At 62.0% G+C, this 22,684-nt stretch carries 20 protein-coding genes; 19 read left to right on the forward strand and 1 reads right to left on the reverse strand.

Annotation, left to right across the window (positions count from 1 at the left end; translation table 11 throughout):
• The first annotated feature begins 166 nt into the window (after positions 1-166).
• The 12 genes from AAEQ75_RS19700 to AAEQ75_RS19755 all read left to right on the forward strand — a co-directional run bounded on the left by AAEQ75_RS19700 (position 167) and on the right by AAEQ75_RS19755 (position 13,442).
• Positions 167-2,395 carry an NADP-dependent isocitrate dehydrogenase gene (locus tag AAEQ75_RS19700; protein ID WP_343350188.1) on the forward strand — a complete coding sequence of 743 codons (2,229 nt, stop codon included), beginning with the start codon at positions 167-169 and terminating at the stop codon, positions 2,393-2,395.
• Between the two features lie 163 nt (positions 2,396-2,558).
• Complete coding sequence (locus AAEQ75_RS19705) at positions 2,559-2,999, forward strand: NUDIX hydrolase (protein WP_343350189.1); 441 nt, start codon at positions 2,559-2,561, stop codon at positions 2,997-2,999.
• Between the two features lie 256 nt (positions 3,000-3,255).
• The gene (mnmA, locus tag AAEQ75_RS19710; RefSeq protein WP_343350190.1) at positions 3,256-4,368 is read left to right on the forward strand and encodes a tRNA 2-thiouridine(34) synthase MnmA; all 1,113 of its coding nucleotides are present in this window, start codon (positions 3,256-3,258) and stop codon (positions 4,366-4,368) included.
• On the forward strand, positions 4,365-4,985 hold the full coding sequence (gene hflD, locus AAEQ75_RS19715; RefSeq protein ID WP_343350191.1) for a high frequency lysogenization protein HflD: 621 nt from the start codon (positions 4,365-4,367) through the stop codon (positions 4,983-4,985). Before mnmA ends, hflD begins: the two co-directional genes overlap by 4 nt.
• A gap of 2 nt (positions 4,986-4,987) precedes the next feature.
• The gene (locus tag AAEQ75_RS19720; protein ID WP_179576650.1) at positions 4,988-5,851 is read left to right on the forward strand and encodes a DMT family transporter; all 864 of its coding nucleotides are present in this window, start codon (positions 4,988-4,990) and stop codon (positions 5,849-5,851) included.
• 148 nt (positions 5,852-5,999) lie between these two features.
• Positions 6,000-7,370 (forward strand): adenylosuccinate lyase, encoded by a 1,371-nt coding sequence (gene purB / locus AAEQ75_RS19725; protein WP_072424092.1) that lies wholly within the window; start codon positions 6,000-6,002, stop codon positions 7,368-7,370.
• A gap of 78 nt (positions 7,371-7,448) precedes the next feature.
• Positions 7,449-8,615, forward strand: coding sequence for a cupin domain-containing protein (locus AAEQ75_RS19730; protein ID WP_179544941.1), 1,167 nt, complete (start codon positions 7,449-7,451; stop codon positions 8,613-8,615).
• Positions 8,608-9,033, forward strand: coding sequence for a GNAT family N-acetyltransferase (locus AAEQ75_RS19735; protein ID WP_036999437.1), 426 nt, complete (start codon positions 8,608-8,610; stop codon positions 9,031-9,033). Before AAEQ75_RS19730 ends, AAEQ75_RS19735 begins: the two co-directional genes overlap by 8 nt.
• An 8-nt stretch (positions 9,034-9,041) precedes the next feature.
• Positions 9,042-9,683 (forward strand): histone acetyltransferase HPA2, encoded by a 642-nt coding sequence (locus tag AAEQ75_RS19740; RefSeq protein ID WP_343350193.1) that lies wholly within the window; start codon positions 9,042-9,044, stop codon positions 9,681-9,683.
• Positions 9,680-10,489 carry a secretin N-terminal domain-containing protein gene (locus tag AAEQ75_RS19745; protein ID WP_343350194.1) on the forward strand — a complete coding sequence of 270 codons (810 nt, stop codon included), beginning with the start codon at positions 9,680-9,682 and terminating at the stop codon, positions 10,487-10,489. Before AAEQ75_RS19740 ends, AAEQ75_RS19745 begins: the two co-directional genes overlap by 4 nt.
• 559 nt (positions 10,490-11,048) lie before the next feature.
• Positions 11,049-12,644, forward strand: coding sequence for an isocitrate lyase (locus AAEQ75_RS19750; protein WP_143503835.1), 1,596 nt, complete (start codon positions 11,049-11,051; stop codon positions 12,642-12,644).
• Positions 12,645-13,070: 426 nt separating this feature from the next.
• Entirely contained in the window at positions 13,071-13,442 is a 372-nt protein-coding gene (locus tag AAEQ75_RS19755; RefSeq protein WP_343350195.1) for a hypothetical protein, read from the forward strand.
• Here the strand turns inward: AAEQ75_RS19755 and AAEQ75_RS19760 are convergent.
• The gene (locus AAEQ75_RS19760) at positions 13,418-13,555 is read right to left on the reverse strand and encodes a hypothetical protein (protein ID WP_177431956.1); all 138 of its coding nucleotides are present in this window, start codon (positions 13,553-13,555) and stop codon (positions 13,418-13,420) included. The genes AAEQ75_RS19755 and AAEQ75_RS19760 overlap by 25 nt on opposite strands.
• 567 nt (positions 13,556-14,122) lie before the next feature.
• On the opposite strand from AAEQ75_RS19760, the gene AAEQ75_RS19765 reads away from it, so the two are divergent.
• The 7 genes from AAEQ75_RS19765 (at position 14,123) to nuoH (ending at position 22,680) form a co-directional block, all read left to right on the forward strand.
• Entirely contained in the window at positions 14,123-14,536 is a 414-nt protein-coding gene (locus AAEQ75_RS19765) for an NADH-quinone oxidoreductase subunit A (RefSeq protein ID WP_343350198.1), read from the forward strand.
• Positions 14,537-14,546: 10 nt separating this feature from the next.
• The gene (locus AAEQ75_RS19770; protein WP_013715478.1) at positions 14,547-15,224 is read left to right on the forward strand and encodes a NuoB/complex I 20 kDa subunit family protein; all 678 of its coding nucleotides are present in this window, start codon (positions 14,547-14,549) and stop codon (positions 15,222-15,224) included.
• A 63-nt stretch (positions 15,225-15,287) separates the two neighbouring features.
• The gene (nuoC, locus tag AAEQ75_RS19775; protein ID WP_343350199.1) at positions 15,288-17,069 is read left to right on the forward strand and encodes an NADH-quinone oxidoreductase subunit C/D; all 1,782 of its coding nucleotides are present in this window, start codon (positions 15,288-15,290) and stop codon (positions 17,067-17,069) included.
• Positions 17,066-17,566, forward strand: coding sequence for an NADH-quinone oxidoreductase subunit NuoE (gene nuoE, locus AAEQ75_RS19780; RefSeq protein WP_343352442.1), 501 nt, complete (start codon positions 17,066-17,068; stop codon positions 17,564-17,566). The genes nuoC and nuoE overlap by 4 nt, the downstream gene beginning before the upstream one ends.
• The gene (gene nuoF / locus AAEQ75_RS19785; RefSeq protein WP_343350200.1) at positions 17,563-18,909 is read left to right on the forward strand and encodes an NADH-quinone oxidoreductase subunit NuoF; all 1,347 of its coding nucleotides are present in this window, start codon (positions 17,563-17,565) and stop codon (positions 18,907-18,909) included. Before nuoE ends, nuoF begins: the two co-directional genes overlap by 4 nt.
• A gap of 58 nt (positions 18,910-18,967) precedes the next feature.
• Positions 18,968-21,691: an NADH-quinone oxidoreductase subunit NuoG gene (gene nuoG / locus AAEQ75_RS19790; RefSeq protein WP_343350201.1), complete on the forward strand. Its 2,724-nt coding sequence runs from the start codon at positions 18,968-18,970 to the stop codon at positions 21,689-21,691.
• Positions 21,688-22,680: an NADH-quinone oxidoreductase subunit NuoH gene (gene nuoH / locus AAEQ75_RS19795; protein ID WP_099523903.1), complete on the forward strand. Its 993-nt coding sequence runs from the start codon at positions 21,688-21,690 to the stop codon at positions 22,678-22,680. Before nuoG ends, nuoH begins: the two co-directional genes overlap by 4 nt.
• The last annotated feature ends 4 nt before the right edge of the window (positions 22,681-22,684 follow it).

Raw genomic sequence — 22,684 nt, forward strand, 5'->3', positions numbered from 1 at the left:
AAACGGCAACCACTGTCTGCCGGCTCGAACTGCTCGACACTCTACGGGTGCATCCAACATCACCGCGGCGAGTCCTCGACCCGGCCCCGCCACCATGGGGCCCAGGCGCCTACCAGTGCAGGTCGAGTTTCTATGCGCGCTCAGCAAAGAAGAGAGTTAACCCTAAATGTCCACCCCTTCGAAGATCATCTACACCTTCACCGACGAAGCCCCGGCCCTTGCTACCTATTCGCTTCTGCCCATTGTAGAAGCCTTTGCCGCATCGGCTGACATCTCCGTTGAAACCCGCGACATCTCTCTTGCTGGACGGATCCTGGCAAGCTTTGCCGACCGCCTGGACGCCGACAAACGCATCGATGACGACCTGGCCAAACTGGCCGAACTGACTCTGCAAGCCGATGCCAACATCATCAAGCTGCCGAACATCAGCGCCTCCGTACCTCAGCTCAAGGCCGCCATCGCCGAGCTGCAGGCTCAGGGCTACGGCATTCCCGATTTCCCGGAAGACCCGCAAAGCGAAGAAGACAAGGAAGTTCGCGCTCGCTACGCCAAGATCCTGGGTAGCGCCGTCAACCCGGTTCTGCGCGAAGGCAACTCCGACCGCCGTGCTCCAGCCGCGGTAAAAGCCTATGCCCGCAAGCACCCGCACAGCATGGGCAAGTGGAGCATGGCCTCGCAGTCCCACGCCGACTACATGCGCGGCGGCGACTTCTTCTCCAGCGAGCAGTCGATCACCATGGCCAAGGCCGGTGATGTGCGCATCGAATTTGTCGGTAAGGACGGCAAGGTCGAAGTGAAGAAACAGCTCGCCCTGCAAGAAGGCGAAGTGTTCGACAGCATGTTCATGAGCTGCCGCAAGCTGCGTGACTTCTTCGAGAAGACTCTGCAGGACTGCAAGGAAACCGGCGTGATGTGGTCCCTGCACGTCAAGGCGACCATGATGAAGGTCTCCCACCCGATCGTCTTCGGCCACGCCGTCAGCGTTTACTACAAGGACGTGTTCGACAAGTACGGCGACCTGTTCAAGGAACTGGGCGTCAACCCGAACAACGGTATCAGCAGCGTCTACGACAAGATCAAGTCGCTGCCAGCCTCGCAGCAGGAAGAAATCCTGCATGACATCCACGAAGTCTACGCTCATCGCCCTGAAATGGCCATGGTCGATTCGGTCAAGGGCATTACCAACCTGCACATCCCGAGCGACGTCATCGTCGACGCCTCTATGCCTGCGATGATCCGCAACTCCGGCCAGATGTGGGGCAAGGATGGTAAGCAGAAAGACACCAAGGCTGTCATGCCTGAGAGCACCTACGCTCGCATCTATCAGGAAATGATCAACTTCTGCAAAACCAACGGTGCGTTCGACCCGACCACCATGGGCAGCGTGCCGAACGTTGGCCTGATGGCGCAGAAAGCCGAAGAATACGGCTCCCACGACAAGACCTTCGAAATGACCGCCGACGGCACCATGCGCGTCGTAGCTGCCGATGGCACCGTGCTGATGCAGCACGAAGTCGAAGCGGGCGATATCTGGCGCGCCTGCCAGACCAAGGACGCCCCGATCCGCGACTGGGTCAAGCTGGCCGTTACCCGTGCCCGTCAATCCGATACCCCGGCCATCTTCTGGCTGGACCCGGAGCGCGCCCATGATCGCGAGCTGCAGAAGAAAGTCGAGCTGTACCTCAAGGACCACGACCTGACTGGTCTGGACATCCGCATGATGGGCTACAACGAGGCCATCCGCGTCTCCATGGAGCGCATGATCCGCGGCCAGGACACCATCTCGGTGACTGGTAACGTGCTGCGTGACTACCTGACCGACCTGTTCCCGATCATGGAACTGGGCACCTCGGCCAAGATGCTGTCCATCGTTCCGCTGATGGCCGGCGGCGGCATGTACGAAACCGGCGCTGGCGGCTCGGCTCCCAAGCACGTACAACAGCTGGTCGAAGAGAACTACCTGCGCTGGGATTCCCTGGGCGAGTTCCTGGCCCTGGCCGTATCGCTGGAAGAAACCGGTATCAAGACCAACAACGCCAAGGCCAAGGTACTGGGCAAGACCCTGGACCAGGCTACCGGCAAGCTGCTGGACAACAACAAGTCCCCGGCGCGCAAGGTCGGCGAGATCGACAACCGTGGCAGCCACTTCTACCTGGCGCTGTACTGGGCTCAAGCCCTGGCCGAGCAGAACGACGATGCCGAGCTGAAGGCTCACTTCGCGCCGCTGGCCAAGCAATTGACCGAGCAGGAAGCGACCATCGTTGCCGAACTGGCTGCCGTGCAAGGCAAACCGGCTGAGATCGGTGGCTACTACCGTTCCAACCCCAAGCTGACAAGCAAGGTGATGCGCCCCAGCGCTACCTTCAACGCCGCTCTGGCTGCACTGAATGCCTGATAAGGTTTGAGTGCAAAAAGAACCCCGGCCTGGTGCCGGGGTTCTTTATTTATAGATCTGGAAAATCTTTGTAGGAGCGAGCTCTGCTCGCGAAGCCGTTTTTCGCGAGCAGAGCTCGCTCCCACAGAATCCTGCACGCTGATCGTTTTTTGGAGCACCGAAAATGGACTGGCAACCCCATATCACCGTGGCCACGGTGATCGAAGATGATGGCCGTTTCCTCTTCGTCGAAGAATTCAAAGCCGGCCGCATGGTGCTGAACCAGCCAGCCGGACACCTGGAGGCCAACGAGTCGCTGCGTGAAGCCGCAGTGCGGGAAACACTCGAGGAGACCGGATGGAACGTGGAGCTGACCGCCCTGCTCGGCATCTATCTCTACACCGCACCGAGCAACGGCGTGACCTATCAACGCGTGTGCTTCAGCGCCCGCCCCGTAAGCCATGACCCCGAGCGCGAGCTGGATAGCGACATCAGCAGCATCACCTGGCTGACCCGTGACGAGCTGGCCGCACAACCCGAGCGCTGGCGCAGTGAGCTGGTTTTGCAGTGTGTTGACGATTATTTGGCCGGTATCAGCGGGCCACTGGAACTGGTGCGCAACTAAAGTCTGGCCCGGATGAAATCCGGGGTTGTCGTGCTCGCCGCGTCCAGATAATGAAGAGCGGAACGCTGGCCGCTCGTAGCCAAGCGGACAGTCCATCGCTGTAAAGCGCCACAAACACCCTACGGCATACTGCTTCGCGACGACTGCATGGATGCAGGAGGTAGAGCGACGCAGGAAGCCAAAGCCGAGTACGCCCTACGGGCGGCAGGCTTTCTGGTAGACTCGACAGTTTTTCAGGCTTCACTCGCAGACTCCCATGCAAGCACCTAGCACCCAACGCGTGATCGTCGGCATGTCCGGCGGCGTCGACTCGTCCGTTTCCGCCCTGCTGCTGATGGAGCAGGGTTACCAGGTCGAAGGCCTGTTCATGAAGAACTGGGACGAAGACGACGGCACCGAATACTGCACCGCCATGGATGACCTGGCCGACGCCCAGGCCGTATGCGACCGCATCGGCATCAAGCTGCACACCGCCAACTTCGCCGCAGAATACTGGGACAACGTGTTCGAGCACTTCCTGGCCGAATACAAGGCCGGCCGTACGCCGAACCCGGACATCCTGTGCAACCGTGAAATCAAGTTTAAAGCCTTCCTCGACTATGCCCTGTCGCTCGGTGCCGACCTGATCGCCACCGGTCACTACGTGCGTCGCCGCGATATCGATGGCCGCACCGAGCTGCTCAAGGGCCTGGACCCAAACAAGGACCAGAGCTATTTCCTGCACGCCGTCGGCGGCGAGCAGATCGCCAAGACCCTGTTCCCGGTTGGCGAGCTGGAAAAGCCGCAGGTACGCGCCATCGCCGAGAAGTACGAGCTGGCCACGGCGAAGAAGAAGGACTCCACCGGCATCTGCTTCATCGGTGAGCGTCGCTTCAGTGATTTTCTCAAGCAGTACCTGCCGGCTCAGCCAGGTGACATCGAGACCACCGAGGGCCAGATCATCGGTCGTCATCATGGCCTGATGTACCACACCATCGGCCAGCGCCAGGGTCTTGGCATCGGCGGTCTAAAGGACGCCAGCGATGATCCCTGGTACGTGCTGCGCAAGGACCTGGCGCGTAACGTACTGATCGTCGGCCAGGGCAACGAACACCCCTGGCTGTTCTCACGCGCCCTGCTCGCCTCCGATATCTACTGGGTCAACCCAGTGGACCTGAGCGCTCCGCGCCGCCTGACTGCCAAGGTGCGCTATCGCCAGAGTGACCAGCACTGCACCCTGGAGAAGACCGAGACCGGCTATCGCGCCGTGTTCGACGAACCGCAACGCGCCGTCACTCCGGGTCAGTCCGTGGTGTTCTATGACGGCGAGGTGTGCCTGGGTGGTGGCGTGATCGAAACCGCAGAAGCCTGGTACGAGGACGCCCAATGAGTCCGCTGCAGGAGCAACTGGTCGCCCTCGGCGCCGTATTCGAGGCAGCAGTGCTGGCCGACAAGATCGCCCGCACCGGCCAGGTCAGCGAAGCCTCGATGGGCTGCATGCTCGGCAGCCTGCTGGTACGCGATCCGAAAAGCACGCTGGACGTCTACGGCGGCGACGACCTCAATCTGCGCGACGGTTATCGCGCACTGATCAGCTCGCTGGAGCGCAATCCATCCGCCCTGCAGCGCGAGCCGCTGCGCTATGCACTGGCGATGGTCGGTCTGGAGCGCCAGCTGGACAAGCGTGGCGACATGCTGCAGGTGATGGGCAGTCGCCTCGACCAGATCCAGCAACAGGTCGAGCATTTCGGCCTAGTCCATGACAACGTCATCGCAGCGTGCGGCGGCCTGTACCAGGACACCATCAGCACCTTCCGTCAGCGTATCCAGGTGCATGGCGACATGCGCTTCCTGCAGCAACCGAACAACGCCGCAAAGATCCGTGCCTTGCTGCTGGCCGGCATTCGCTCGGCGCGCCTCTGGCGCCAGCTCGGCGGCCACCGCTGGCAGTTGGTGTTCAGCCGCAGCAAACTGCTCAAAGAACTCTACGACATGACGCGAAACTGACCATGGAGCCCGCCAGCCGCAGCGTCAAACCCCTTCAGGGTGCCCTGCTGCTGGCGCTCTCGGCGCTGCTGTTCGCTTTTACCGGCGTCGGCATCCGCGAGATATCCAGCAGCGTCAACAACGAGTCGGTGGTGTTCTTCCGCAACCTGGTCGGCGTGTTGTTCTTCCTGCCTTTGCTGCTGGTGCGTGGCGTTCGCCCGCTACGCACGACACGCCTGAAATCCCATCTGTGGCGCACCACCTACGGCCTGGCGGCGATGTACTGCTTCTTCTACGCCATCGCCCACCTGCCATTGGCCGACGCCATGCTGTTCACCTACTCGGCGCCGGTGTTCACCCCGCTGATCGCGCATATATGGCTGAAGGAGCCGCTGACTCGACGCATGCTGGTCAGCAGCCTGATCGGTTTGTGCGGCGTGCTGCTGGTGGCCAAACCCAGCACCGCCCTGTTCGAGGGGCCGGCCCTGTTTGGCCTGGCCGCCAGCCTGCTGGCGGCCTTCGCCTTCGTCTCCATCCGTGAAATGAGCGATAGCGAACCAGCAACGCGCATCGTTTTCTATTTCTCGCTGTTCAGCGCGCTGTTCTCCGCCATCCCCCTGACCTGGAGCTGGCAACCACTGGATACCACCCAACTGAGCTGGCTGCTGGGCATCGGCCTGCTGGCCACCGCCAGCCAGGTGATCATGTCGCGCGCCTACGGCCTCGCGCCGCCGGGGCTGATCGGCCCGGTCGCCTACCTGGCCATCGTCTTCGCCGGCATCATCGCCTGGCTGCTCTGGGGCGAGACGCCAGACACCCTGTCACTGCTCGGCGCAGCGCTGATCTTTGCCGCCAGTCTGTTATCGGTCGCACGACGCAGGACATAGGCGGTCACGCGCCGGTTTTCATGTATGATATGCGCCCTTTTCGCCAGAGGTCGTCCAGGCACCTGAGCTAGCGCCCGCTTCACTGAAGCTGGCACGACGCGCAGCGACCCCGGATGGCTTTTCAGCCCGACAGCTCGAGAACGCCTACATGCAGCTTTCCTCGCTCACCGCGGTTTCCCCCGTCGACGGCCGCTACGCCGGCAAAACCAGCGCCCTGCGCCCTATCTTCAGCGAATACGGTCTGATCCGTAGCCGCGTACTGGTCGAAGTGCGCTGGCTGCAGCGCCTGGCCGCCCACGAGGGCATCCCGGAAGTCGCACCTTTCTCCGCAGAAGCCAACGCCCTGCTCAACGAGCTGGCCGAGAACTTCGCCGTCGAGCACGCCGAGCGCGTCAAGGAAATCGAGCGTACCACCAACCACGACGTCAAGGCCGTGGAGTACCTGCTCAAGGAACAGGCTGCCAAGCTGCCAGAGCTGGACAAGGTCAGCGAGTTCATCCACTTCGCCTGCACCAGCGAGGACATCAACAACCTGTCCCACGCCCTGATGCTGCGTGAAGGCCGTGACAGCGTGCTGCTGCCGCTGATGAAGCAACTGGCAGGCGCCATTCGTGAACTGGCAGTGAAGTTCGCTGACGTGCCGATGCTCTCGCGCACCCACGGCCAGCCGGCTTCGCCGACCACCCTGGGCAAGGAACTGGCCAACGTCGTCCACCGTCTGGAGCGCCAGATCGCTCAGGTGGCGGCCGTGCCGCTGCTGGGCAAGATCAACGGCGCCGTGGGCAACTACAACGCCCACCTGTCGGCCTACCCGAGCATCGACTGGGAAGCCAACGCGCGTCAGTTCATCGAAGGTGACCTGGGCCTGACCTGGAACCCCTACACCACCCAGATCGAGCCGCACGACTACATCGCCGAGCTGTTCGACGCCATCGCTCGCTTCAACACCATCCTGATCGACTTCGACCGCGACGTCTGGGGCTACATCTCCCTCGGTTACTTCAAGCAGAAGACCGTGGCCGGCGAGATCGGCTCCTCGACCATGCCGCACAAGGTCAACCCGATCGACTTCGAAAACTCCGAAGGCAACCTGGGCATCGCCAACGCAATCTTCCAGCACCTGGCCAGCAAGCTGCCGATCTCCCGCTGGCAGCGTGACCTGACCGACTCCACTGTGCTGCGTAATCTGGGTGTCGGCTTCGCTCACAGCGTCATCGCTTACGAAGCCAGTCTCAAGGGAATCAGTAAGTTGGAGCTCAATGCTCAGAAAATTGCTGAAGACTTGGACGCGTGCTGGGAGGTGCTCGCCGAGCCGATCCAGACCGTCATGCGTCGCTACGCCATCGAGAACCCGTACGAGAAGCTCAAGGAGCTGACCCGCGGCAAGGGCATCAGCCCCGAGGCCCTGCTGGCCTTCATCGACGGCCTGGACATGCCGACCGCCGCCAAGGAAGAGCTCAAGCAACTGACTCCGGCGCGCTACATCGGTAACGCCGTGGCCCAGGCCAAGCGGATCTAAGCGCGATCAGCCTCGAGGACGCCCGGCTGAGCCGGGCGTTTTTGTTTTAAGGTTTTTATCTATTTCAAGGGCTTACTGATGAATCCTGATACTCCGCTGCAATTGCTGGGTGGCCTCACAGCCCGTGAATTCCTGCGTGACTACTGGCAGAAGAAGCCGCTGCTGGTGCGTCAGGCGATCCCGGACTTCGAAAGCCCGATCAGCCCCGACGAACTGGCCGGCCTGGCGCTGGAAGAAGAAGTCGAGTCACGCCTGGTGATCGAGCACGGCGAGCGCCCCTGGGAGCTGCAGCGCGGCCCGTTCAATGAGGACACCTTCCAGGACCTCCCCGAGCGCGACTGGACGCTGCTGGTGCAGGCCGTCGACCAGTTCGTGCCGGAAGTGGCCGAGCTGCTGGAAGACTTCAAATTCCTGCCCAAGTGGCGCATCGACGATCTGATGATCAGCTTCGCTGCTCCCGGCGGCGGCGTCGGCCCGCATTTCGACAACTACGACGTATTCCTGCTGCAGGCGCACGGTCATCGCCGCTGGCAAGTTGGCCAGATGTGCGACTCCGACAGCCCGCTGCTCCCCCACGCCGATCTGAAGATCCTGGCTCAATTCGAACCAACCGATGAATGGGTGCTGGCACCCGGCGACATGCTCTACCTGCCGCCACGCCTCGCCCACTGTGGCACCGCTGAGGATGATTGCATGACCTATTCCGTGGGCTTCCGCGCGCCGAGCGCCGCTGAAGTACTGACCCATTTCACTGATTTCCTCGGCCAGTTCCTGCCCGACGAAGAGCGTTACAGCGATGCCGACATCCAGCCGAGCGAGGATCCCAACCAGATCCAGCGCGACGCCCTGGAACGCCTCAAGGCGCTGCTCAACGAGCACATGAGTGACGAACGCCTGCTGATGACCTGGTTCGGCCAGTTCATGACCGAGCCCAAGTATCCCGAGCTGGTCGCCGGCATCGAGATCGAGGAAGAAGACTTCCTCGGCGCCCTGGAAGATGGCGCGATTCTGATCCGCAATCCCAGCGCACGCATGGCCTGGTCGGAAGTCGGTGAAGACCTGGTGCTGTTCGCCAGCGGCCAGAGCCGCCTGGTTTCGGCCCGCCTGCGTGAGCTGCTGAAGCTGATCTGCAGCGCCGATGCGTTACATGTGGAAAACCTCGGCGCCTGGCTGGCCGACGACGAGGGGCGTACTCTGCTCTGGGAACTGGTCAAACAAGGCAGCCTGGGATTTGCCGATGAGTGAGATCACTGTCCGTGTCGCGGACTGGCATAGGGACAATGCCGAGCTTCGTCGTATCCGCGACAGCGTTTTCGTCGCCGAGCAATCGGTGCCGCCGGAACTGGAGTGGGACGCCGAAGATACCGACGCCGTGCATTTTCTCGCCGAGGAAGGCGATTACCCGGTTGGCACCGCACGTCTGCTGCCCGATGGCCATATCGGTCGCGTGTCGGTGCTCAAGGACTGGCGCGGCCTCAAGGTCGGCGAGAAACTGATGCAGGCAGTGATCGCCGAAGCGGAAAAACGCGGCCTGCATCAGCAAATGCTCACCGCTCAGGTGCACGCGACGCCGTTCTATGAAAGGCTAGGCTTCAGGATTGTCAGCGACGAGTACCTCGACGCCGGCATTCCGCACGTGGATATGGTGCGCACCAGCCAGTAGAGGCCGAAATGAACGACAAAGACGCCCCGGTCGAACTGATCGATACGCCAGACTCCACTGAACTGGCGGCCATCGAATTCGAGTCGCCGGGGCGTTTTGCCGTGCATAACCCCGACCCCATCACGCCAGATGCGGCACAGTGGGAGCCGGCCCCGTTCATGCTCGGTCAGCACGAGCGCCTGGAGCGCTTCAGCCAGCCGCAGCAGGCTCGCGCCCACATCCTGGCGTTGATCCAACAGGCCCAGCGCAGCCTGTGCCTGTACAGCGACGACCTGGAGCCCTGGCTCTATCACCACAGCAGTGTGCAGCAGGCCTGCACGCGGTTCTTGCTGAGCAGCCCACGAGCGCGTCTGCGTATCCTGCTACGCGACCCGACTCGCGCCGTGAAGGAAGGCCATCGCCTGCTCGCTCTGTCACGCCGACTGTCGTCCAACCTGCATATCCGCAAGCTTCATCCGGACTACGCCAACGAGGAGCTGGCCTACCTGATTGCCGATGACAGAGGCATGTTCCTGCGGCCTGAACTCGATCAACAATCCGGCTACGCCCTGTACAACGACCCGGCGCGCGTGCGCCAACGCCAGGCCCAGTTCGACCAGGCCTGGGACACCAGCATCACCGACCCTGACCTGCGGAGCTTTCTGCTATGACCCTGCGCTCGCTGTTCGCCGCCCTGCTTCTCGGCCTGTGCCTGCCACTGCAAGCGGCCACCGAGGTAATCCCGCTGAATTACCGCACCGCCGACGACGTACTCGGCGTGGTGCAATCGATGCTCGGCAACGAGGGCAAGGTCAGCGCTTATGGCAACCAACTGATCATCAATGCATCACCGGTCAAGATCGGCGAGGTGCGCGTGCTGCTGCAGCAACTCGACACCCGCCCGCGGCGCCTGCTGATCACCGTCGAAAGCGCTGACAGCAATTACCAGAACGACCGCGGCTATCGCGTCGACGGCACCCTCAGCGCCGGCAATGCCGAGGTTCAGGTCGGCCGCGGCGAAGTCAACGGTCGCGACCAGGTGCGCATCATCCGCCGCAGCACCGACAGCCGTGGTGGCGGCACCCAGCAGGTACAGGCAACCGAAGGCTATCCGGCACTGATTCAGGTCGGCCAGAGTGTGCCGCTGACCACCACCAGTACCGGCCCGTACGGCCAGGTTTACCAGGACACCCAGTATCGCGACGTGACGCGGGGTTTCTACGTGACAGCCAGCCTCTCTGGCGAACTCGTCCACGTTGCCATCAGCAGCCAGCGCGATCGCGTCAGCAACAGCCGCCCCGGCGTGATCGACGTGCAAAGCACCGACACGCGCGTCAGCGGTCGTCTCGGCGAGTGGATTATCCTGGGCGGCGTCAGCGAGGAAACCAGTTCCAGCGGCCGTGACGTGTTGCGTCGACACGCCACCCAGGGCCGCGAGGATATGTCGCTGCGCCTGAAGGTCGAAGCGATCGACTGACACCCCCGACCAAAGTCGCATCCCTTTCCCTCGCAAGAACCATGGACAACTCACGCAACCCGCGAGATGCCTGAAACGCCCACCTTATGGGCCGCACAGCGTGACCAGGAAGTCGCCGACTGAATATGTAGTAGTTTTAAAAAACCACTACAAAACGTTTGACGAAGCATTTTCCCAGAGGCATGATGGCCTCGCTCCCGCTAGCCAGGGGTCCTGAAAAGGATCTCCAGACCGCCCGCGAAGTACTTCGCGACGGTCCGTGTCCCAACAGCCCACAAGGCCGTACGACGAGGTTGCGACTGGAACGAAGTTGTCCTGAGGGACGGGGAAGCGTTTAGCGTCAGACAGATCGAAAACCCAGCAGGTGCCCAAGGTTTCCACGAGCCAACCGGCGAACGCGACGTTCTCGAAATGCTCGCCACATCCCCCTCCTCGCGGTCAATCCTCGCCCCAGCCGTATTCTCGCCGTCAAAGTGGAAGCCTCCCGCAGCCGCTGCATCCGTGCACGCATTGCGTGGGTAGTCGGTGCTCAACCAACACATTTTTTGAAGGATTGACCATGTCCGCATATCAAAACGACATCAAGGCTGTAGCCGCTCTGAAAGAGAAGTTCGGCAGCAGCTGGAGCGCTATCAACCCCGAGTCCGTAGCCCGTATGCGCGCTCAGAACCGCTTCAAGACCGGTCTGGAAATCGCTCAGTACACTGCTGACATCATGCGCAAGGACATGGAAGAGTACGACGCCGACTCCTCCGTCTACACCCAGTCCCTGGGCTGCTGGCACGGCTTCATCGGTCAGCAGAAGCTGATCTCGATCAAGAAGCATCTGAAGACCACCAACAAGCGCTACCTCTACCTGTCCGGCTGGATGGTTGCGGCTCTGCGCTCTGACTTCGGCCCGCTGCCGGATCAGTCTATGCACGAGAAGACTGCCGTCTCCGACCTGATCGAAGAGCTGTACACCTTCCTGCGTCAGGCCGACAGCCGCGAACTGGACCTGCTGTTCACCGCACTGGACGCCGCTCGTGATGCTGGCGACCACGCCAAGGCTGCCGAGATCCAGAACCAGATCGACAACTACGAAACGCACATTGTCCCGATCATCGCCGACATCGATGCCGGTTTCGGTAACCCGGAAGCCACCTACCTGCTGGCCAAGCGCATGATCGAAGCCGGTGCCTGCTGCATCCAGATCGAGAACCAGGTTTCCGACGAGAAGCAGTGCGGCCACCAGGACGGTAAAGTGACCGTCCCTCATGCCGACTTCCTCGCCAAGATCGCTGCCGTTCGCTACGCCTTCCTCGAACTGGGCATCGACAATGGCGTGATCGTCGCTCGTACCGACTCCCTGGGTGCCGGCCTGACCAAGCAGATCGCCGTGACCAAAGAGCCGGGCGACCTGGGCGACCTGTACAACAGCTTCCTCGATTGCGAAGAAGTGTCCGCTGCCGACCTGGGCAATGGCGATGTCGTGATCAACCGCGGCGGCAAGCTGCTGCGTCCGAAGCGTCTGCCGTCTAACCTGTTCCAGTTCCGTGCTGGCACCGGCGAAGCGCGCTGCGTACTGGACTGCATCACCAGCCTGCAGAACGGTGCCGACCTGCTGTGGATCGAAACCGAGAAGCCGCACGTTGGCCAGATCGCGGCCATGGTCAACGAAATCCGTAAGACCATCCCGAATGCCAAGCTGGTTTACAACAACAGCCCGTCCTTCAACTGGACCCTGAACTTCCGTCAGCAGGTGTTCGATGCCATGGTCGCCGAAGGTAAGGACGTTTCCGCCTACGACCGCGCCAAACTGATGAGCGTCGAGTACGACGAAACTGAACTGGCCCAGATTGCCGACGAGAAGATCCGTACCTTCCAGCGCGACGGTTCGGCTCAGGCTGGCATCTTCCACCACCTGATCACCCTGCCGACCTACCACACCGCAGCTCTGTCGACTGACAACCTGGCTAAAGGCTACTTCGCCGACCAGGGCATGCTGGCCTACGTGAAAGGTGTCCAGCGTCAGGAACTGCGTCAGGGTATCGCCTGCGTCAAACACCAGAACATGGCTGGCTCCGACATCGGCGACAACCACAAAGAGTACTTCGCTGGCGAAGCTGCTCTGAAGGCGAGCGGTAAAGACAACACCATGAACCAGTTCCACTAAGTACGGTTCACCTACTGCGGACCACGCATCCGCAGCAGCCTGTTTGCCTAATCTACCCCGGCTTGCCGGGGCTTTTTTCGTCTGCGTTTATTGTCCAGGCAAACCGGTCTTTCAGCTCCTAAGCTCAAATGACGCCTCCCGGAACCTGCCTATGCCCTCACCTCGTTACGCCCTGCTATTGGGCAGCTGGCGACACCTCAAGCCGCGCAAGCCAGCCCGACGCCTGCATCGTCGCCCCTCAGCACGGAGTAGCTGCAACTGCTGGCCCGCCCGGAAATCCAGCAACAGGAACAACGCCTGGGAGTTCATCAGCGCTATAGAGACTTCATCGAGCACGCCAAACAGCTCGACGCAGAAAAGCGCGAAGCATAGGCAGAGGATCTGAGCAAAGGGCTCGATGCGATGGAGCAGCGAGGCGAGCTTGCATTGAGCGAGACCCTGCTGCTGCAGATTGCCCTGATCAAGGCCGTCAGCAAGGACGAAGCCGAGCAGAAAACACGCGCCGAAGCACTGATCAAACGCTATCAGCTCATCAGCGCAGAGCGCGAAGCTAGGCTGGAGCAGCAGCCTGACCCCAACTTCGAGCGCTACAGGCCGAGGAATAACGCATCGTCGAGGAGGTGCTCGAACTGCAGAACATCCCCGATGGACTCACACGCGACCAATATCTACGACAACGCCTGCAAGAGGCCCGCGAGCTCAATTACCGACAAGCACCCAATGGCTGAACGCGGCGACAACCCCAGTTGTCGCCGCGCTGGTTCCACCCCTGTTCAGAGCATCTGGTCCAGCAGGTAATAAAGCAGATTGAAGGGTTTGTTGCGGTCAGCCAATTCCGCGCTGGCAGGCGCGCTCAGGACCAGCAGGAGAATGGCTGGAATGGCGCGTAGCAAGGCGCGGACGACAGGCATGGCAAACCCCTCATGTTGTTATGCATGCGAAGGATCGGCATACCCAGGCAGGGGCGACTGCGCAGATCCAGCGGATGGCGGGTACTGCTCAATCAGAAAGGCATCGCCCACGGCGATTCATGCACGCCAGTACAAGATCCAGTGTGCGGCACCCCAGCATGAATAACATTTGGTGATATGTAAGCCTGTTAATTATGTGCTGTAGGAATTTAACGGCACGCTCTGCTGCTTTGGCCTTAACACCAAAGTGGCAGCGAATTGCTCATCTCGCCGAGAGCAATCACGCTGCGAAATGAGGCAAATTAGCCGGATGAATGCGCCTTGAAATTGCCAGAGCAGAGTCATCAGCTATAGTCCTGAAACGCCAGCCCACATGGCTCGCTTCAGAATTACACCGATGCGACAAATCAATCAGAAATGATCGAATTTTAGGAATAATTTTCTCTGAAAAATTTACTTACAATAGGCCTGCACATAGTATTGTATACACACTTCGCGCCAACGCCCTCGACGGTGTCTGGTCGCTAAATAGATTAAAAGCCGTTCCTTAGTTCAAGGAGTACCGGCATGCCTGATGCGGTAACGACCATGTCCCACAACTGGGCTTTCGCTGTTTTCTTGCTGGGTGTCTTCGGGCTCATCGCCTTCATGCTCGGCGTTTCCAGTCTGCTCGGTAGCAAAGCCTGGGGACGCAGTAAGAACGAACCGTTCGAGTCGGGCATGCTTCCTACCGGCAGCGCGCGCCTGCGCCTGTCAGCCAAATTTTATCTGGTCGCGATGCTCTTCGTGATCTTCGACGTTGAAGCCCTCTATCTCTTCGCTTGGGCAGTCTCGGTGCGCGAAAGCGGCTGGGAGGGCCTGATCGAAGCTACAGTTTTCATAGCAATTCTGTTGGCAGGTCTTGTCTATCTTTGGCGTATCGGCGCGCTCGATTGGGCACCGCAGGGACGTCGTGAACGGCAGGCGAAGCTAAAACAATGAGGCTTTGGCGATGCAATACAAACTTACTCGGGTCGACCCGAATGCGCCCAATGAGGCGTATCCGATCGGCCAGCGGGAGGTCGTCTCCGACCCGCTGCTAGAGGATCAGGTTCACAAGAACATCTACATGGGCAAGCTCTCGGACGTGCTTAACGGCGCGGTCAACTGGGGGCGCAAGAATTCCTTGTGGCCGTACAACTTCGGTCTGTCCTGCTGCTATGTGGAAATGACCACCGCCTTCACCGCCCCGCATGATGTGGCGCGCTTCGGTGCGGAAGTCATTCGCGCATCACCCCGCCAGGCCGACTTCATGGTCATCGCCGGCACCTGCTTCATCAAGATGGCGCCGGTCATCCAGCGCCTCTATGAGCAGATGCTGGAGCCCAAGTGGGTCATCTCCATGGGTTCATGCGCCAACTCCGGCGGCATGTACGACATCTACTCGGTCGTTCAGGGCGTGGACAAGTTCCTCCCCGTGGACGTCTACATTCCCGGCTGCCCGCCCCGTCCGGAGGCATTCCTGCAAGGCTTGATGCTGCTGCAGGAATCCATCGGCCAGGAGCGCCGCCCGCTATCCTGGGTCGTTGGCGATCAAGGCATCTACCGTGCCGAAATGCCTTCGCAGAAGGAGCAGCGTCGCGAGCAGCGAATCGCCGTTACCAACCTGCGTAGCCCCGACGAAGTCTGAGCCGATGCTTGCCTGCGCAAGCGTCATGCCCACTTTCTACGTTGATCGACAGCGACCGAGACCATGACTCAAGACACCGTTGTGTCCATACCGCCTTACAAGGCTGACGACCAGGACGTCGTCGCCGAACTGCGCGCCCGTTTTGGCGACGACAGTTTCACCCTGCAAGCGACCCGCACCGGCATGCCGGTGCTCTGGGTCGCCCGTGAGCGCCTCATTGAAGTGCTCACCTGCCTGCGCAATCTGCCGCGCCCCTACGTGATGCTCTACGACCTGCACGGCGTCGACGAGCGCCTGCGCACCCAACGCCGCGGCCTGCCGGACGCCGACTTCACGGTGTTCTATCACCTGATGTCGCTGGAGCGTAATAGTGACGTGATGATCAAGGTCGCCTTGTCCGAGCGCGACCTCAACCTGCCCACCGCCACCGGTATCTGGCCCAACGCCAACTGGTACGAGCGCGAAGTCTGGGATCTGTACGGCATTACCTTCACCGGCCACCCGCACCTGAGCCGCATCATGATGCCGCCGACCTGGGAAGGTCACCCGCTGCGCAAGGACTACCCGGCACGCGCCACCGAATTCGATCCGTTCAGCCTGACCCTGGCCAAACAGCAGCTTGAGGAAGAAGCGGCACGCTTCCGTCCCGAAGACTGGGGCATGAAACGCGGCGGCGAGCACGAGGACTACATGTTCCTCAACCTCGGCCCCAACCACCCCTCTGCCCACGGCGCCTTCCGCATCATCCTGCAGCTCGACGGCGAAGAGATCGTCGATTGCGTGCCAGAGATCGGCTACCACCATCGTGGCGCCGAGAAGATGGCCGAACGGCAGAGCTGGCACAGCTTCATCCCCTACACCGACCGTATCGACTACCTTGGCGGGGTGATGAACAACCTGCCCTACGTGCTCTCGGTGGAGAAACTCGCCGGTATCAAGGTGCCGGCCCGTGTCGATTTCATCCGCGTGATGATGGCCGAGTTCTTCCGCATCACCAGTCACCTGCTGTTCCTCGGTACCTACATCCAGGACGTCGGCGCGATGACGCCGGTGTTCTTCACCTTCACCGACCGCCAGCGCGCCTACAAGGTGATCGAAGCCATCACCGGCTTCCGCCTGCATCCGGCCTGGTACCGCATCGGCGGCGTCGCCCACGACCTGCCGCGTGGCTGGGACAAGCTGGTCAAGGAATTCGTCGACTGGCTGCCCAAGCGCCTCGACGAATACGAAAAAGCGGCGCTGAAGAACAGCATCCTCAAGGCCCGTACCATCGGTGTGGCCCAGTACAACACCAAGGAAGCCCTGGAATGGGGCACCACCGGTGCCGGCCTGCGCGCCACCGGTTGCGACTTCGACCTGCGCAAGGCGCGCCCCTACTCCGGCTACGAGCACTTCGACTTCGAGGTGCCGCTGGCCGTCAACGGCGATGCCTACGACCGCTGCATGGTGCGCGTGGAAGAGATGCGCCAGAGCATCCGCATCATCGATCAGTGCCTGAAGAACATGCCGGAAGGCCCGTACAAGGCCGACCACCCGCTGACCACGCCGCCGCCGAAAGAGCGCACGCTGCAGCACATCGAAACCCTGATCACCCACTTCCTGCAGGTTTCCTGGGGCCCGGTCATGCCAGCCAACGAAGCCTTCCAGATGATCGAGGCGACCAAGGGCATCAACAGCTACTACCTGACGAGCGACGGCAGCACCATGAGCTACCGCACCCGGATTCGCACCCCCAGCTTCGCCCACCTGCAGCAGATCCCCTCGGTGATCCGCGGCAGCATGGTGGCGGATCTGATCGCCTATCTGGGCAGTATCGACTTCGTCATGGCCGACGTGGACCGCTGATCATGAGCACGCTAATTCAGACCGACCGTTTCACCCTCAGCGAAACCGAGCGCTCGGCCATCGAGCACGAGATGCATCACTACGAAGACCCGCGCGCCGCCAGCATCGAAGCGCTGAAGATCGTGCAGAAGCAGCGCGGCTGGGTGCCGGACGGTGCCGCTGACGCCATTGGCGCGATCCTCGGCATTCCCGCCAGCGACGTCGAGGGCGTAGCCACCTTCTACAGCCAGATCTTCCGCCAACCCGTTGGTCGTCACGTGATTCGCGTGTGCGACAGCATGACCTGCTACATCGGCGGCCATGAATCGGTGGTCAGTGAGATGCAGAAGCAGCTCGGCATCGGTCTTGGTCAGACCACCAGCGATGAGCGTTTCACCCTGCTGCCGGTGTGCTGCCTGGGCAACTGCGACAAGGCTCCGGCGCTGATGATCGACGACGACACCTTCGGCGATGTTCAATCTGACGGCGTCGCCAAGCTGCTGGAGGCCTACAAATGAAGACCCTCACCTCCATCGGCCCAGCCAACCGCATCGCCCGTAGCGAAGAAACCCATCCGCTGACCTGGCGCCTGCGTGACGACGCTCAGCCTGTATGGCTGGAGGAATACCAGCAGAAGAACGGCTACGCGGCCGCACGCAAGGCACTGACCGAAATGGCCCAGGCCGACATCGTGCAGACCGTCAAGGAGTCCGGCCTCAAGGGCCGTGGCGGCGCAGGCTTCCCCACGGGCGTGAAATGGGGGCTGATGCCGGCCGACGAATCCATGAACATCCGTTACCTGCTGTGCAACGCGGATGAAATGGAGCCCAACACCTGGAAAGACCGCATGCTGATGGAACAGCTGCCGCACCTGCTGGTGGAAGGCATGCTGATCTCCGCGCGCGCGCTCAAGGCCTATCGCGGCTACATCTTCCTGCGTGGCGAATACGTCGATGCTGCGGCCAACCTCAACCGCGCCATCGAGGAAGCCAAGGCCGCCGGCCTGCTCGGCAAGAACATCTTCGGCTCAGGCTTCGATTTCGAGCTGTTCGTCCACACCGGCGCCGGCCGCTACATCTGCGGTGAAGAAACTGCGCTGATCAACTCGCTGGAAGGCCGCCGCGCCAACCCGCGCGCCAAGCCGCCCTTCCCCGCTGCCGTCGGCGTCTGGGGCAAGCCGACCTGCGTCAACAACGTCGAAACCCTGTGCAACGTGCCGGCCATCGTTGGCCAGGGTGTGGACTGGTACAAGAGCCTCGCCCTCGCGGGCAGCGAAGACCACGGCACCAAGCTGATGGGCTTCTCCGGCAAGGTGAAGAACCCCGGTCTGTGGGAGCTGCCATTCGGCATCACCGCCCGCGAGCTGTTCGAGGACTACGCTGGCGGCATGCGCGACGGTTACAAGCTCAAGTGCTGGCAGCCTGGCGGCGCTGGCACTGGCTTCCTGCTGCCGGAACACCTTGAGGCGCAGATGTATGCCGGCGGTATCGGCAAGGTCGGCACCCGTATGGGTACCGGCCTGGCGCTGGCGGTCGACGACTCGATCAACATGGTTTCCCTGCTGCGCAACATGGAAGAGTTCTTCGCCCGCGAGTCCTGTGGCTGGTGCACGCCATGCCGCGACGGCCTACCGTGGAGCGTGAAGATTCTCCGCGCCTTAGAGCGCAAGCAAGGCACCGCCGAAGACATCCAGACCCTGCTCGGTCTGGTCAATTTCCTCGGCCCAGGCAAGACCTTCTGCGCGCATGCGCCAGGCGCCGTGGAGCCGTTGGGCAGTGCCATCAAGTATTTCCGTGAAGAGTTCGAGGCTGGTGTGGCCCAGGTGGCGAGTACGCCCCGCACGCCAGCAACCGCGAGCTGAACAGACGAATTCCCTTAGCCAGCCGCTTTAACCAGCGGGTAAACGAAGACTTAAAGAAATGGCCACTATCCACGTAGACGGCAAAGATTTCGAAGTCGATGGTGCAGACAACCTCCTGCAGGCCTGCCTGTCCCTCGGACTCGATATCCCCTACTTCTGCTGGCACCCGGCGCTTGGCAGCGTCGGGGCGTGCCGCCAGTGCGCGGTCAAGCAGTACAACGACGAGAACGACACCCGTGGTCGTATCGTCATGTCCTGCATGACACCAGCCACCGACAACACCTGGATCAGCATCGACGACGAGGAATCCAAAGCGTTCCGCGCCAGCGTCGTCGAATGGCTGATGACCAACCACCCGCACGACTGCCCGGTGTGCGAGGAAGGCGGTCACTGCCACCTGCAGGACATGACGGTGATGACCGGGCACAACGCCCGTCGTTATCGCTTCACCAAGCGTACCCACCAGAACCAGGAGCTCGGCCCGTTCATCGCCCACGAGATGAACCGCTGCATAGCCTGTTATCGCTGCGTGCGCTACTACAAGGACTACGCCGGCGGCACCGACCTAGGCGTTTATGGCGCGCACGACAACGTGTACTTCGGCCGCGTCGAGGACGGCACGCTGGAAAGCGAGTTCTCCGGCAACCTGGTCGAGGTCTGCCCGACCGGCGTGTTCACCGACAAGACCCACTCCGAGCGCTACAACCGCAAGTGGGACATGCAATTCGCCCCGAGCATCTGCCATGGCTGCTCCAGCGGCTGCAACATCAGCCCCGGTGAGCGCTACGGCGAGCTGCGCCGCATCGAGAACCGCTTCAACGGCTCGGTCAACCAGTACTTCCTCTGCGACCGTGGCCGCTTCGGCTACGGCTACGTCAACCGCGAAGACCGCCCGCGTCAGCCGCTACTGGCCGGCCAGGCCATCGGCATCGATGCCGCGCTGGACAAGGCCGCCGAGCTGCTCAAGGGCAAGCGTGTGATCGGCATTGGCTCGCCGCGCGCCAGCCTGGAATCCAACTTCGCCCTGCGCGAACTGGTCGGTGCCGACAACTTCTATAGCGGCATCGCCGCTGGCGAGCTGACCAATATCCGCCTGATCCGCGACATCCTGCAGAACGGCCCGCTGCCGACGCCAACCCTGCGCGATATCGAGCTGCACGACGCCATCTTCGTCCTCGGCGACGACCTGACCCAGACCGCCGCACGCATGGCCCTGGCCCTGCGCCAGGCGGTCAAGGGCAAAGCCACCGAGATCGCTGCCGGTGCGCGTATTCAGGACTGGCACATGGCGGCCGTGCAGAACGTTGCGCAGCATGCTCGTCACCCGCTGTTTATAGCCAGCGTCACGGAAACCCGCCTGGACGACGTCGCCGCCGAAAGCGTGCACGCCGCGCCGGCCGATCTGGCTCGCCTAGGTTTCGCCGTGGCTCATGCCATCGACCCGAGCGCACCGGCGGTCGACGGCCTGGAAGCCGAGGCGCAAGCGCTGGTACAGCGCATCGCCGAGGCCCTGCTGGCAGCCCAACGCCCGCTGATCGTCTCCGGCGCCTCGCTGGGCGACAAAGCCCTGATCGAAGCTGCCGCCAATATCGCCAGCGCACTGAAGAACCGTGAGAAGAATGGCTCGCTGAGCCTGGTGGTACCGGAAGCCAACAGCCTGGGCCTGGCAATGCTTCTGGATAAAGAGCAGGGCGGCGAGTCCGTCGATGCTGCGCTGGATGCCTTGAGCAACGGCCAGTCCGATGCCGTGATCGTGCTGGAAAACGACCTGTACCGCCGCGCCGATGCGGCCAAGGTCGATGCAGCGCTCAGCGCCGCACAGGTGGTGATCGTCGCCGATCACCAGCGCACCGCCACCAGCGAACGCGCCCATCTGCTGCTGCCGGCGGCCTCCTTCGCCGAAGGCGACGGCACCCTGGTCAGCCTCGAAGGCCGCGCCCAGCGCTTCTTCCAGGTCTATGAGCCGAGCTACTACGACGCGGGCATTCTGATCCGTGAAGGCTGGCGCTGGCTGCACGCGCTGCACAGCACCCTGCAAGGCAAGGTCGTGGACTGGACGCAACTGGATCAGGTCACTGCAGCCTGCGCCGCCAGCAACCCGCTGTTGGCCGGGATCAAGGACGCTGCACCGAGCGCCTCGTTCCGCATCAAGGGCCTCAAGCTCGCCCGCGAGCCGCACCGCTACAGTGGTCGTACCGCCATGCGCGCCAACATCAGCGTGCACGAGCCGCGTCAGCCGCAGGATCAGGACACCGCCTTCGCCTTCTCCATGGAAGGCTACGCCGGCAGCAAGGAAGATCGGCAGCAGATTCCGTTCGCCTGGTCACCGGGCTGGAACTCGCCGCAGGCCTGGAACAAGTTCCAGGACGAGGTCGGTGGTCATCTGCGTGCCGGCGACCCCGGCGTGCGCCTGCTCGAAGCCACCGGTAACGTCCTGCCCTGGTTCGCCGTGAATGCAGCGTTCAACCCGGCAGCCGGCACCTGGCAGGTGGCGCCGCTGCACCACCTGTTCGGCAGCGAGGAAAACTCCGCGCGTGCCAAACCGATCCAGGAACGCATGCCCGAGCCCTACGTGGCCCTGGCCCGTGATGAAGCCGCTCGACTGGGCGTGAACGACGGTGCGCTGCTGGCACTGCGCGTCAATGGCCAGGCACTGCGCCTGCCACTGCAGGTGCGTGATGATCTGGCCGTCGGTCTGGTCGGCCTGCCGGTTGGCTTGCCGGGCATTCCGGCAGCAGTCGCCGGCGCCAGCGTGACCCTGATACAGGAGGCCGCGCAATGAGCTGGTTGACGCCCGAACTGATCGAGATCGTCATCGCGGTACTCAAGGCCATCGTCATCCTGCTGGTGGTGGTGGTCTGCGGCGCGCTGCTGAGCTTCGTCGAACGCCGTCTGCTCGGCTGGTGGCAGGATCGTTACGGCCCCAACCGTGTGGGGCCGTTCGGCATGTTTCAGATCGCCGCCGACATGATCAAGATGTTCTTCAAGGAGGACTGGACGCCGCCGTTCGCCGACAAGTTCATCTTCATCCTGGCACCGATGATCGCCTTCTCGGCGATGCTGATGGCCTTCGCCATCATCCCCATCACCCCGAACTGGGGCGTGGCGGATCTGAACATCGGCATCCTGTTCTTCTTCGCCATGGCGGGCTTGTCGGTGTATGCCGTGCTGTTCGCTGGCTGGGCAAGCAACAACAAGTTCGCCCTGCTCGGTGCCCTGCGTGCTTCGGCGCAAACGGTGTCCTACGAGGTGTTCCTGGCCCTGGCGCTGATGGGCGTGGTGGCGCAGGTCGGCTCGTTCAACATGCGCGACATCGTCGATTACCAGGCGCAGAACCTGTGGTTCATCATTCCGCAGTTCTTCGGCTTCTGTACCTTCTTCATCGCTGCTGTCGCCGTGACCCACCGTCACCCGTTCGACCAGCCGGAAGCCGAGCAGGAGCTGGCCGACGGTTACCACATCGAATACGCCGGGATGAAATGGGGCATGTTCTTCGTTGGCGAGTACGTGGCCATCGTCACCGTGTCGGCACTGCTGGTAACCCTGTTCTTCGGTGGCTGGCACGGCCCGTTCGGCATCCTGCCGCAGATTCCGTTCTTCTGGTTCGCGCTGAAAACGGCCTTCTTCATCATGATCTTCATCCTGCTGCGCGCGTCGATCCCACGCCCGCGCTATGACCAGGTCATGGCCTTCAGCTGGAAGTTCTGCCTGCCGCTGACCCTGATCAACCTGCTGGTGACCGGCGCCGTCGTGCTGGCCACGGCCCAGTAAGGAG

This window comes from Pseudomonas sediminis (assembly GCF_039555755.1).
Taxonomy (GTDB): domain Bacteria; phylum Pseudomonadota; class Gammaproteobacteria; order Pseudomonadales; family Pseudomonadaceae; genus Aquipseudomonas; species Aquipseudomonas mendocina_D.